Genomic DNA, 12,851 nt, shown 5'->3' with positions numbered 1-12,851 from the left:
TGCACGCTTCCCTGCTCTGGACACGACAATGCACGAATACGAACCTGAAACAGGCGACTTCCCCGCCTTCATCGCCGTCGAGACAGGCGAGGACTCAAGCCTGCCCCTGGCCATCGCCTGGGCCCTGCCCGATGGGCAGATGAAGCATGTCCTGATTCAGCCTGACGATGAATGGCTGGATGGGGAAATGCTGGAACTGGGCGACTACAGCCTGGATGACCTGAGAAGTTTCGGCGTCAGCCCTCTCGACGTGCTCAAGGAGCTGGAGCAGGACTACTACCAGACCACGCTCTATACCACCGGCGTCATGGATGACGAACAGGCGCTGGCGCGTCTGTTCGATGCCTACAACATGGATCCCTTCATCGAGTTTGCTCCTGCCGAGGGCCTCTACCCGGAACTATCCCCCGGCGACTGGGCACGCGAGCGCAACAACATGCTGTTCGAGCAGGGGCTGCAGCCCTTCCGACCGGACAACGAGGTGATGGTGATGCTGGCCATCCACACCCGCCTGCGCGGTGACGGTGTGCGTGGCGATGAAGACATCCAGGGCACAGGCCCGGACTATGAGATCGACTGGGAAGAAGACGTCTGATTTCATTCCGCCATCTCTGAAACGCAGAACGCCCCGACAACCGGTAGTTGTCGGGGCGTTCTGGTTCACGACTTCAGTCTGTCCCGCAAGGCTCAGCCGTTGGAGCGGCCACCACCGCCATTGCCACCGCTGGAGCGATTGCGGCCACCACGTGAACGACGACGCGGACGCTCTTCACTGGACGGTGCATCCGGCGCGCGATTGCCGTTCACTTCCGGGCGCGGCGCGACGCGGTTGCCATCCACCTCACGCGGAGCGGGAGCACGATTGCCGCGATTGTCGTCGTCGTGATTGGCACCGCCACCTTGCTGGCGCTGGCCGCCCGAGCGCGCGCCGCCAGTGCGCTGACCGCCAGTGCCACGGCCCTCACCGGCAGGCTTGCCGCCAGTACGCTGACCATCCGAACGAGCGCCGCCAGTGCGCTGGCCGCCAGTGCGCTGGCCGCCAGTGCGCTGGCCGTCAGAGCGCTGACCGCCATTGCCACGGCCTTCACCGGCAGGCTTGCCACCAGTGCGCTGGCCGTCAGAACGAGCGCCGCCAGTGCGCTGGCCACCATTGCCACGACCTTCACCGGCAGGCTTGCCGCCAGGGCGCTGGCCGCCAGAGCGCTGGCCGCCACGCGGCTGACGCGGCTCACGTTCCGGCTCGACGTCGACTTCCGGCACGAAACCTTCCACTTCGACACGCTTGAGCTTGCCCTTGAGCAGACGTTCGATACCGCCGAGCTCCTTGCGCTCATCGCTGGAAACCAGCGAGATGGCACGCCCGCTGGCACCGGCGCGACCGGTACGTCCGATCCGGTGAACGTAGTCTTCCGGGACATTGGGCAGTTCGTAGTTCACGACCTGCGGCAGCTGCTCGATATCCAGGCCACGTGCCGCGATATCGGTGGCAACCAACACGCGCACTTCGCCGTTCTTGAAACCGGCCAATGCCTTGGTACGGGCATTCTGGCTCTTGTTGCCATGAATCGCCGCGGCGCTGATGCCGGACTTCTCGAGCTTGGTCGCCAGACGGTTGGCCCCATGCTTGGTACGCGTGAAGACCAGCACCTGATGCCAGTTTTCCTTGAGGATCAGATGCTTGAGCAGCGAAGGCTTGTGGCTCTTCTCCACGGTATGGATATGCTGCTCGACCTTCTCGGCCGTGGTGTTGCGCGGGCTGGCTTCCACGGCGACCGGATCATTGAGCAGCTTGTTGGCCATGCCGCGAATCTCGTCCGAGAAGGTCGCGGAGAACAGCAGCGTCTGCCGCTTGGTCGGCAGCAGCTGGAGCAGGCGGCGGATGTCGTGGATGAAGCCCATGTCCAGCATGCGGTCCGCTTCGTCCAGCACCAGCGTCTCGAGATCCGAGAAATCGATGGCCTTCTGGGAGTGCAGGTCCAGCAGGCGACCCGGTGTGGCGGTCAGGATCTCGACGCCGGAAGACAGGCGGCTGATCTGCGGATTGATCTTCACGCCACCGAACACCACGGCATTGCGCAGCTTCAGGTGACGGGAGTAGGCAGTGACGTTCTCGTCGATCTGCGCGGCCAGTTCACGCGTCGGCGTGACGATCAGGGCCTTGATCTTGCGGGCGCCTGCAGGGGCGCCGTTTGAGAGGCGCTCGACCAGCGGCAAGGCGAAACCGGCAGTCTTGCCGGTACCGGTGCGCGCGGCAGCCATCACGTCACGACCTTCCAGCACGGCAGGAATCGCACCCGCCTGCACCGGGGACGGCGTGGAATAGCCCATCTCGGCAATCGCTTTCAGAACAGGAGCGGACAGCCCCAGGGCGGCAAAAGCCGGGATGGAGTTGGCAGTAGTCTCAGTCATCAATATCTCTTCGGCTGACCGGCCACGTGCTGGTCGATCATTAAGGAATGGCGCCTGGCCGGGCACGTGCCGGGAGAGAGAGCGAGGCGTATCAGGCACAGTGAAGAAGGCGTTGGTCTGGGTGACCTCGGCGGACTGCTGCCAGTCGCTCGCGTCAGGCGATGACCCAGTCTATCACCTTCCGCCGGCGACTGCAGAAGCACGCGCCCGGTGGTGGCACTTGATGACTCAATGCCAGTGCAGCGGATAGCGACGATGACGCGCCAGGTTGTTGATCAATACCGCCAGCACCAGCATGGCCAGGCACCCCAGACCGACGGGAAGCAAGGCATACCAGTAGCCGAGCGCATGCAGGGGCTCACCGCCGATCACCGCGATCAAGGCCGTGGCACCGCCCGGCGGGTGCAGGGTATGCGTCAGCTGCATCACCAGCAGTGCCACCGAGACTGCCATGGCGGCTGCCAGCCAGCCGTCGCCCAGCCAGTGATAGCAGGCCACGCCGACCAGCGCCGACAACAGGTTGCCGCCCAGTACGTTGCGCGGCTGCGCCAGCGGACTATGCGGCGCACCGTAGAGCAGTACCGAGGTCGCCCCGAAGGAGCCGACCAGCAGCAAGGTGCTGACCGCCAGATAATGTGATGACATCCAGCCGATCAACGCCATGCCGAGAAAGGCCCCCAGCCAGGACCACAGGGCATCGGCAACATGCGGCTTGCCACGCTTGAGCGGGCCTCCGCGCATCTTGGTCAGATAAGGCTTGATCATCGTGCGAGTCGTCTCCGGGAGTGTCCTTGCGTCATCAAGCGCTGCACCCTAGGCGATCTCAAGGGCAGGGACAACTACCGTATGGCAATAAGCTGATGCCCGCTCGGCACCGGTCACTCCCGTCACGCACGCCGGCTCTCGTCTCTCTTACTCCTACTCTTACTCTTACTCTTGCTCGTTCACGCTTCGCTGCGTGAGGCGACGATGGTGCGCGAGATCACGATCACCGGCAGGATACCGACCAGCACGATCACCAGTGCCGGCAGCGCCGCCTGCTCGAGCATTTCATCGGAGGCGTACTGATAGACATGAGTGGCGAGCGTATCGAAGTTGAAGGGGCGCAGCAGCAAGGTGGCCGGCAGCTCCTTCATGGCATCCACGAACACCACCAGCGCCGCGGTCAGAAGCCCCGGACGAATCAGCGGCAGATGCACACGACGCAGGGTCGAGAAGGTGTTCTCGCCCAGCGAGCGTGCCGCCATGTCCATCGAGGGCGTGACCTTGTCGAGGCTCGACTCGATGGAGCCCGCGGCAATCGCCAAGAAGCGCACCACATAGGCGATGATGATCGCGCCCATCGTTCCCGTCAGCAGCAATCCGCTGGAGATGCCGAAATTGGCCCGCAGGAAGCTGTCCAGGGCATTGTCGAAGCCGGATAGCGGTACCAGAACGCCCAACCCCAGCACGGCCCCCGGCATGGCGTAGCCCAGACTCGAAAGCTTGAGTGCCTGCTGTACGCTGGCGGTGCGATCCAGCCGCTTGGCATAGGCCAGCAGCACCCCGATGATCAGGGTCAGTACCGCAGCGCTCACCGCCAGTATCAGGCTGTTCACGGCATAGCCTGCGAAGTCCGGTGTCCAGGATTCCTCGAAATACAGGATGGCGTGCCGCGTGAGCAAGCCCACCGGCAGCAGGAAACCGAAGAACAGCGGCAGGAAACAGGCCAGTGACGCCACTGATGCCCGCCATCCCGTCAGGGTCGGACGTTGATAGCGACGGTAGCGATCGCCCTTGCCGAACTGGCGCTGACGACGCCGAGCATGCCGCTCGAGCCAGATCAGCGTGACCACGAAGATCATCAGGCACAGCGCGATCTGCGCCGCACCGCGCAGGCTGCCCATGTTGAGCCAGACATTGAAGATGCCGGCGGTCAGCGAGCGTACCGCGAAGTAGTCCACAGTTCCGAAGTCGTTGAGCGCCTCCATCATCGCCAGTGCAAGGCCGACGGCAATCGCCGGTCGGGCGCTGGGCAGTGCCACGCGCCAGAAGCTTTGCCACCCGTTGCAGCCCAGCGTTCTGCTGGCATCGCGCAGTGAGGGCGACTGATCGAGAAATGCCGAGCGTGCCAGCATGAAGACATAGGGAAACAGCACCAGGGACAGCATCAGGATGGCGCCCCCCAGGCTGCGGATCTCCGGGAAGTAGTAATCCTGGGGCGAATCCCAGCCAAACAGGGCACGCAGCGCGCCCTGGAAGGGGCCGGCATACTCAAAGACGTCGGTATAGATATAGGCGATGACGTTGGCGGGAATCGCGAACGGCAACAGCAGCGACCACTCGAAGGTGCGTCGCAGCGGAAACTGATACATGGTGGTCAACCAGGCCGAGACGACCCCCATGCTGCCACTGAGGACCGCCACTCCCGCCACCAGCGCCAGACTGGTCATGACGTAATCGGGGAGCACGGTGGAGACGAGATGCGGCCAGATGCCCTCCCCGGCCTGATCACTGCCATCGTCACCGAAGACAGCCAGCCAGACGACGGCCAGCACCGGCATGACCACCAGTGCGGCCACGCCCCAGGCGCTGACGAACCAGCCCATGTGGGTTCCGAGACGCCGCTGACGACGCCGGATGGCCGCTGCATCGTAGTGCGCCATTTCCTGGGCGGCCGGCGAACGCCCGGTGCCGCTCATGGCGGCCACCGCCTCTCCTTCAAAGCTCGCACCTTGCTCAGCCAACAGCCGCTTGCCCTGGGTCATCTGACGTCCTCGTTATCCCGCAACTGCAATTGCGTCTATTTTACATGCTTTGCGCAAACGAAGAGGGGCTGTCGCATCGCGACAGCCCCTCTTCGTTCATGACAGCTCGCTCGGTAGCCTCTGGCTCCGGCGAGTGCCCTTACTGGTTGAAGCCGACTTCATTGACCATCTGCGCGGCGCGCTTGCGAAGCTTGGCGACTTCGGTCAGCGGCAGGTCATCCTGCTTGAACTCGCCCCATGAGGTCAGCAGCTCGGAGCTCTCGGCTTCCGGGTTGGCCGGATACTCGAAGTTGACCTCGGCATACATGTGCTGGGCGGTCTTCTCGGTGAGGAAGCGCATCAGCTTGAGGGCATTCTCTTCGTGCGGCGCGTACTTGGTCATCGCCATGCCGGAGATGTTCATGTGCGTGCCGACGCCGTTCTGATCCGGGAACTCGATACGTGCCTTCTCGGCCCACGGGCGCTGCTCGTCATTGTCGAGCATCTTGCCGTAGTAATAGCTGTTGCCGATGGCCACATCACAGACGTTGTCGCGGATCGCCTTGATCTGATCACGATCGCCACCCTGAGGCTTGCGCGCCAGATTGGCCTTGAAGCCTTCCAGCCACTCACGCGTGGCCTCTTCACCGTTGTGCGCGATGCGTGAGGCGATCAGTGCGACGTTGTAGGGGTGATCACCGGCGCGTGAGCAGACGCGCCCCTTCAGGCTCGGATCCGCCAGGTCGTCATAGCTTGCCACCTGACCGGCCTCGAGACGCTCGACACTGGTGTAGAGCACCCGTGCGCGCGTGGTGATGCCGAACCACTGATTGTCGGGGCCGTGGTACTGATCGGGCAGATTGGCCTCGATGACCTCATCATTGACGCTCTTGACCAGCTCCTCGTCGACCAGCTCCTGCAGACGTCCCACATCCACGGTCAGCAGAACGTCAGCCGGAGTGTTGCGCCCTTCCCGCTTGAGACGCTCGGCCAGGCCCTGCTTGGCGAAGACCACATTGACCTTGACGCCGGTCTCCTCGGTGAACTCCTTGAGGAACTGCTCGATCAGATAGGCCTGACGATAGGAATAGACGTTGACCTCTTCCTGGGCTTGAGCCGGCAGCGCCGTGGCGGCGGTAACGCCAGCCAGTGCGCCCAGCAGCAGCTTGCGGACGGAGGATGCAGAAATCGTGGTGGAAGCTGTCATCGAATACCCCTGTTCGAAGGTCCCCGCTTCTGGCCTGCTGGTGCAGGGGAAGCAGAATGATCGTAGCAATGCGAATCATTCTAATCACAAAGGGTTTCCGATCGCAACGCTCGTGCAACGCTGACTTGCAGTTTTCGCAATCCGTGCTAGCAGTTCATGCCTGAAAACCCGGCGATTCCACAGCGGGATATCTCGAGGCGCGCGGAACAGACAATGTCCTGCGCCGGCATGGCGGGCGCATCAGGCCACGCGGCCATCCTCCCCGACGGCAGGCAATAGCGTCATCGCCTCCTGGATGGCTTGCGTGTGTGAAAGCTTGCGCTGCCAGACAGCGTGCAGCGCATGTCGGAAGGCATTGGCGCGTGCTGGCAGGCCGCACCTTTCGTATTCAGCGGCCCGCTCGTCGACACGCTGTGCGAAGGCATCGCGATCCACCTCAAGCTCCAGATTATCGACGCTGACATGAAACGGCTTGGCGACTGCACGGTGGAACAATTGCTCCAGCGCCTGCGGGGCTACCTCGACACTTTCAAAGGCCTTCTGCTGGTGTGCATCACGTCCGTCCGGTGCATACCAGTAACCGTAATCCTCCTTGAGGCGTCGCTCAGGGCCCGCGATGCACCAGTGACTGACTTCGTGCAGAGCGCTGGAGAAGAAGCCGCGCGCCAGATAGAGACGATGAAAGCCGAGCTCATCGCCTGGAGAGTCGCCGCTGGCGACCCCATCCTGCACCTCATCCGTCGTCATGCCGGCGGGCAGATAGAGAGGTTCGTGGGGGGCGCGCCGCAACAAGGTGTTGTAGGACGTGGCAAACAGTCCATCGAAGAGGGAAGTCAACGCCGTCAGCTCAGGGTCCATCGACTCTTGATCCGTCAGGGCCTGCCCCCCCGCCAGGGCATGATCAGGCATGGCATCGCCGTCTGCGCTGCACGCCTCATGACGTGATGACAGGGTGCGAGGCACGCGGGAAAGTTCTGAAGAAAGCAACACAGGCAAGTCTCGACGATCGTGTGAATCAGCAGCGATATCAGTACCCGGAGATAGGGACGGTACTGCATGACGATGTCGAGCATTGTACGTGGCTCGTTCGTATCACGTCATTCCACCTGACAGGTGAGTACCAAGCGCTGATAATTCACTCTCTTGCGCCCCGCAGGCAGGCCTTATCTGCTAGGATGGCGCGCCAAGCAAGAATGATTCTCGATTACCAGCAGGAGCCTGCCGTGCCCCCCGCCGAACCCTCCCATTCATCCGCCTCCACGCCTGCAGCCTCTTCTCAGGCGCCATTCGCCAGCCGGGTACGCGCCGAGACCTCACGTCTGGTCACGCTGGCACTGCCAATCTGCGGTGCTCAGCTGGCTCAGGCAGGCATGAGCGCCGTGGATGTCCTGATGACCGGTCGCTCCAGCGCGACGGACCTGGCAGCCGTCTCGGTGGGGTCCAGCCTCTGGGTGCCTCTGCTGCTGTTGATGGCTGGCACCTTGATGGGGCTGACACCCGTCGTGGCACAGCTGATGGGGGGTAACCGCAGCGGTGAGGTACGTGACAACGTTCACCAGTCACTGTGGATCTCATTGGTGCTCGGCAGTCTGTCAGGATTGGCACTGTGGTTCCTGGCGGCGCCAATCTTCACGCTGATGGAGGTGCCCGGCGCGGTGGCAGAACAGGCCACGCTTTATCTGATGGCCATTGCCTGGGGCATGCCGGGCGCCGCCTTCTATCAAGTGCTACGCGCGTATTCCGATGGCATGAATCATACTCGTCCGGCGCTGATCATCAGCTTGATCGGCCTGTTGTCGAACATTCCGCTCAACTACCTGCTGATCTATGGCTCTGCAGGCGTGGATGACTTGCTGGGGATCACGTTGCCGGGACTGCTGGGCGATATCCCGGCCATGGGCGCTGCAGGCTGCGGTATCGCGACAGGGCTTGCCATGTGGATCATGTGTCTGAGCATGTTTCTCTACACCCGTCGCAGCAGCGCCTACCAGGCAGTCGCTCTCTGGTGCCAACCCAGCGCGCCTCAGCTCAAGAAGATCTCGGAACTGCTCAAGGTCGGTCTGCCGATCGGCATCGCCATCTTCTTCGAGGTCACGCTGTTCACCGTCATCGCGCTGTTCGTGGCAAGCTTCGGTGAGATCAAGGTGGCAGCCCACCAGGTCGCGCTCAACTTCACCTCATTGCTGTTCATGCTCCCCCTGTCACTGGCCATGGCACTCACCGTACGAGTGGGGCATACCATCGGCCGTGGTGACATGAACGAGGCGCGCTTCGTGGCGTGGAATGGCGTGGCCTTCTCACTGGTGGTCGCTCTGATCAATGACCTGGTGATCTGGGTACTGGCAGAGCCTGCCGTGGCGCTCTACACCAGCAACCTCAAGGTGCAGGCGCTGGCGCTTTCCCTGATCACGCTGGCGATGCTCTATCAGGTCTCCGACTCCTTGCAGGTTGCCATGGCGGGGGCTCTGCGCGGCTTCAAGGACACTCGCATCATCATGTTGATCACCATGTTCGCCTACTGGATCATCGGTCTTGGTGGCGGACATCTGCTGGGGGTGGGCAGTGAGCAGTTCCCCGTCTGGCCCTGGGCTGTCGAGAGCATGGGTGTCTATGGCTACTGGATTGGCATGGTGGCCGGCCTGACCGTGGCGGCTCTGCTGCTTGGCTGGCGTCTGTGGGTCATCGCGCGCCGCGCCATTCAGGAGGGCAGCCTGCCCGGCTGAGCGAAGCCCCCTGCCAACGCTGGCCGCGAGCTCGTGATACCGACGGCGGCCAGTGTTCCATCCCTTTTCCCACCCGCTCAAGCACTCGCCTCAGACGCCCCGCCACCGGCCTTTTCCCCGGTCGCGGGGCGTTTGCGTTTAATCCTTCATCTGCGCATGGACGGTCATTTCGTCCAAGGAGGGGTTACCGTCAGGGCTCAGGCTGTGCTAATGGTTATTCAAGGCAGTGCATTCATATGCAGTGCGCCATCTTGCAAGCGGCGGCTGTTTGCACACCCGCACACGCCGAGGACGATCGACAAGCTGCTGAGGAGGGTTCGTCATGGGCGTACCAGTTTCTTCCCCCCGCTCCGCCAAGGTCATCGACCTGAATGTCATGCGTGACAGGATGCGTGCACGACGTCGTATTCTCCGGCTTGCGCCGGAACACGATGGGTTGGAAATGCTCTATCAGCTCGAAAGCGACCCGGAGAGCTACTACAGCCTTCCCGTGTTGGCCTGGGGTCTGCGCGAGGATGGTGAGGTGGTCGGCCTGGTGCCATGGATGGAGGGGCTGATGCCCTGCCATGAGCTGGAAGATCCGCAGCAGGGCCACTTCGTCGGCTACCGAGACCCGGAAACCGACGAGGTCTTCATGCTGGCTCCGGACCACAAGGTCTATGAGCTCGAGCATGCCGCGGCCTATTACGACTATGAGGTGTCGGAGAAGACCACCTTGCTGCAGCAGCTACCGGATACGCTCGGGACTCATGCCCTGTGCATGACCAATGGCGAGTCTGCGTGGCAGCTCAAGCAGGTGTTCGGCTGGCGTCTATACAGCGATGGCAACATCGAGGCACTGCTGGTCGATGAGACACGCGTCACCCAGACACCGGTGCTGGCTGGAGATGACTGCCTCTACCCCGGTCGCAGTCGTCATGACGTGGTCTATTTCTTCCAGCGCGCCGTCGCCAACCAGATTCGTGAGCAGGACCCGGCCACCCTGGAAGCTCTCGCGCTGATGATGACCGGCGAAAGTGATCAGGTCAGTGTGGAAGTGCACGACCGCGAAGCCTGAGACGACTGACGTCAACTGATGCGAATGTCATAAAGGAAGTGATCCGGCGTTTCGTCACTGCGCTCCAGTGTGTGCCCAAGAAATGCACAGAACTTGGGCACATCACGTGTCGTCGCCGGATCGGTCGCCACGACACGCAGCAGGTCTCCGCTCGCGAGCTCACGCACCTTGTTGTGCAGCATCATGATGGGTTCGGGGCAATACAGACCGCTGGTATCCAGCTCTGCATCGGCAACGGGCAAGGGGGTATCGGTCATCAATGACTCCTGAGGTCCTGCCACTGACAAGGCAGAATGTATGAAGACGGGAGACGGGCATGATCAAGGTAATGATCGAGCGGCATATCATGCCGGGACTCGAACAGGATTACGAGCAGGCCTCACGCGAGGTCGTGCGTGAAGCCATGCATGCACAGGGCTTCATCTCGGGCGAGAATCTGGTGGAAAGCGGACGTCCCGGCCACCGAATATTGATCACTTCATGGCGAGACGCAAGAGCCTGGCAGGAGTGGTCGAGCAGTCACGCGCGCGAACGCATGATGGCGCGTCTGGGGCCGATGCTTTCTCAACCGGAACGCATCGTGTTGCTTGAGCACACCTGACCTGCGAGAGATTCAAGCCTCGCGAATGCAGCATCCCTCAGCGAGGCTCTGTCCATCGACCTGACAGTACCGCACAGACAAGCCCCCACGGACCGCTCGGTCCGTGGGGGCTTGTGGTTGCACCAGAGAACCCGGTGGCTCAGTGCGTGATACGCACATGCACGGTGACTTCTTCGCGGTCATGGTACAGGTGACGACACCGGATCTCGGCACCGACATTGGAACGCTCAAGGCTGGCCGCCAGATAATCGAGACAGCGGGAGACTTCCTTCCAGCGTTGCTTCATCGGCAGCTTGAGATTGAAGACCGCCTCATTGCACCAGCGCTTCTTCAGCCAGCGCTCGACCATCTCCGTCACGCGGATGGGCTTGTCGACGATGTCACAGACCAGCCAGTCCAGTCGCAGCGGTGGCTCCCAGGTAAAACCATCTTCCTTGAGATGCTCTACCTGTCCTGTCGCCATCAGATCCTTGTTCATGGGGCCATTGTCGATGGCAAACACGAACATGCCCTTCTCGACCAGCTGGAAGGTCCAGCCACCCGGCGCTGCCCCAAGATCCGCTGCCTGCATGCCAACCGCGATGCGACGCTCCCACTGGTCGCGCGGCACGAACTCATGCCAGGCCTCTTCCAGCTTGAGTGTGGAGCGACTGGGGGCACGGCTCGGCGAACGCAGATGACGGATGCCGTTGGCATATTCGCTGCGGTTGCCCGGGAAGCTCATGCCCAGCTGCACTTCGTCACCATCCGTCCAGAAGACGTGCAGCGCCCGCCCACCGGCCTTGCGACGCAGTGCACCACGCTTCTTGAGCGCAGACTCCAACGGGCGGCCGACGGCCTTGCCAAGGCCCGACAGTGCCTTGCCATCATTGGTGTCCGGCATCTCGTGGCGGATCTCCTCGAAGCTCCAGCCAGCGTCGACCACCTGCTGCAGAATCGGCGAGACTCGATTCTCCCGCGACATGCCGACCAATGGCTCCAATGCCACCAGTGTCTGGCGAGCGAAGACCAACGCCTGAAGCGGCATGTCACGATGCAGGCTATTGGCGGGCTCATCACCTGTCACCACATAACGCACGAAGCCACTGTCGCGTGCCGCAATCGGATAACCCGGGGCGCCCAGATAAGCGGCCTTTTCACAGACTTCTGCGGCCAGGTCGGCCTCGAAGCCCGGGCGGCAATACAGCAACAGTTCTTGAGGTTGCATCATCATCTCCATAACGGAAGGCTGGGGAGTCTACCGCCTCGCTCCTGTCCACGACAAGCATGGCGACAATGACTGACTCAGCGAGGAAGCCGCTACTCAGGCCCACCGGGCCTGCCAGCTGACGGGTACCGGCTTTCCGGTTTTTGACCCGCAAAGAGAACCGCCCCTGCAGCAAGGCTGCAGGGGCGGTTCGGTATAAGTGCCTGACGATGACCTACTCTCACATGGAGAAACTCCACACTACCATCGGCGCTAAGCGGTTTCACTTCCGAGTTCGGCATGGGATCGGGTGGTTCACGCTCGCTATGGTCGTCAGGCGAAACGGTGGCATCTTGCGATGCCTGAGTCCCGAAGCTTGTGGCCTCGCGACTCGCAATATGAATCATGCTGACCGATATGTCGTCGATCCTGTCGCAATCCCGGCGTTTGCCGAAGCAAACCCCTTGGGTGTTATATGGTCAAGCCTCACGGGCAATTAGTACTGGTTAGCTCAACACATTGCTGTGCTTCCACACCCAGCCTATCAACCTTGTAGTCTTCAAGGGCCCTTCAGGAGGCGCAAGGCCTCAGGGAAGTCTCATCTTGAAGGGGGCTNACACTACCATCGGCGCTAAGCGGTTTCACTTCCGAGTTCGGCATGGGATCGGGTGGTTCACGCTCGCTATGGTCGTCAGGCGAAACGGTGGCATCTTGCGATGCCTGAGTCCCGAGGCTTGTGGCCTCGCGACTCGCAATATGAATCATGCTGACCGATATATCGTCGATCCTGTCGCAATCCCGGCGTTTACCGCAGCAAACCCCTTGGGTGTTATATGGTCAAGCCTCACGGGCAATTAGTACTGGTTAGCTCAACACATTGCTGTGCTTCCACACCCAGCCTATCAACCTTGTAGTCTTCAAGGGCCCTTCAGGAGGCGCAAG

At 61.9% G+C, this 12,851-nt stretch carries 11 protein-coding genes, 2 rRNA genes and 1 other annotated feature; of the genes, 4 read left to right on the top strand and 9 right to left on the bottom strand.

The features are described 5' to 3' along the window. Positions 1–28 precede the first annotated feature (28 nt). Positions 29–595 carry a hypothetical protein gene (locus tag HXS65_RS00065; protein ID WP_240499589.1) on the top strand — a complete coding sequence of 189 codons (567 nt, stop codon included), beginning with the start codon at positions 29–31 and terminating at the stop codon, positions 593–595. 92 nt (positions 596–687) lie between these two features. On the opposite strand, the gene HXS65_RS00060 is transcribed toward HXS65_RS00065, so the two are convergent. The 5 genes from HXS65_RS00060 to HXS65_RS00040 form a co-directional block, all read right to left on the bottom strand. Next, entirely contained in the window at positions 688–2,409 is a 1,722-nt protein-coding gene (locus tag HXS65_RS00060; RefSeq protein ID WP_176492851.1) for a DEAD/DEAH box helicase, read from the bottom strand. Positions 2,410–2,637: 228 nt separating this feature from the next. Next, entirely contained in the window at positions 2,638–3,174 is a 537-nt protein-coding gene (locus HXS65_RS00055) for an HPP family protein (RefSeq protein WP_169477178.1), read from the bottom strand. 179 nt (positions 3,175–3,353) lie between these two features. After that, a complete protein-coding gene (locus tag HXS65_RS00050) occupies positions 3,354–5,156 on the bottom strand; it encodes an iron ABC transporter permease (protein ID WP_240499590.1) in 1,803 nt (600 codons plus the stop codon). Between the two features lie 139 nt (positions 5,157–5,295). Next, positions 5,296–6,342: a Fe(3+) ABC transporter substrate-binding protein gene (locus tag HXS65_RS00045; protein ID WP_176492850.1), complete on the bottom strand. Its 1,047-nt coding sequence runs from the start codon at positions 6,340–6,342 to the stop codon at positions 5,296–5,298. Between the two features lie 240 nt (positions 6,343–6,582). Beyond that, complete coding sequence (locus HXS65_RS00040; protein WP_077373049.1) at positions 6,583–7,200, bottom strand: elongation factor P hydroxylase; 618 nt, start codon at positions 7,198–7,200, stop codon at positions 6,583–6,585. Between the two features lie 461 nt (positions 7,201–7,661). On the opposite strand from HXS65_RS00040, the gene HXS65_RS00035 reads away from it, so the two are divergent. Beyond that, positions 7,662–9,065, top strand: a complete 1,404-nt coding sequence (locus tag HXS65_RS00035) for an MATE family efflux transporter (RefSeq protein ID WP_240499759.1) — start codon at positions 7,662–7,664, stop codon at positions 9,063–9,065. 322 nt (positions 9,066–9,387) lie between these two features. Continuing rightward, the gene (locus HXS65_RS00030; protein ID WP_077371340.1) at positions 9,388–10,122 is read left to right on the top strand and encodes a hypothetical protein; all 735 of its coding nucleotides are present in this window, start codon (positions 9,388–9,390) and stop codon (positions 10,120–10,122) included. An 11-nt stretch (positions 10,123–10,133) separates the two neighbouring features. On the opposite strand, the gene tusA is transcribed toward HXS65_RS00030, so the two are convergent. Next, entirely contained in the window at positions 10,134–10,379 is a 246-nt protein-coding gene (gene tusA, locus HXS65_RS00025) for a sulfurtransferase TusA (protein ID WP_077371338.1), read from the bottom strand. Positions 10,380–10,438: 59 nt separating this feature from the next. On the opposite strand from tusA, the gene HXS65_RS00020 reads away from it, so the two are divergent. Next, a complete protein-coding gene (locus tag HXS65_RS00020) occupies positions 10,439–10,723 on the top strand; it encodes an antibiotic biosynthesis monooxygenase (RefSeq protein WP_077371336.1) in 285 nt (94 codons plus the stop codon). A 139-nt stretch (positions 10,724–10,862) separates the two neighbouring features. Here HXS65_RS00020 and rlmM read toward each other — a convergent pair whose 3' ends face one another. From rlmM to HXS65_RS00005, 3 genes are all read right to left on the bottom strand, one after another. After that, positions 10,863–11,936 (bottom strand): 23S rRNA (cytidine(2498)-2'-O)-methyltransferase RlmM, encoded by a 1,074-nt coding sequence (rlmM, locus tag HXS65_RS00015; RefSeq protein ID WP_103751373.1) that lies wholly within the window; start codon positions 11,934–11,936, stop codon positions 10,863–10,865. Between the two features lie 195 nt (positions 11,937–12,131). After that, positions 12,132–12,247 (bottom strand): 5S ribosomal RNA (gene rrf, locus HXS65_RS00010). A 273-nt stretch (positions 12,248–12,520) separates the two neighbouring features. Then, positions 12,521–12,605: a sequence feature (5S ribosomal RNA rRNA prediction is too short), on the bottom strand. Positions 12,606–12,742: 137 nt separating this feature from the next. After that, positions 12,743–12,851, bottom strand: a 23S ribosomal RNA gene (locus tag HXS65_RS00005); the annotation flags it as partial.

It is taken from the genome of Cobetia sp. 5-25-4-2, assembly GCF_013374075.1.
Taxonomy (GTDB): Bacteria; Pseudomonadota; Gammaproteobacteria; order Pseudomonadales; family Halomonadaceae; genus Cobetia; species Cobetia marina.
This window is presented reverse-complemented; position numbering and strand designations above follow the sequence as displayed.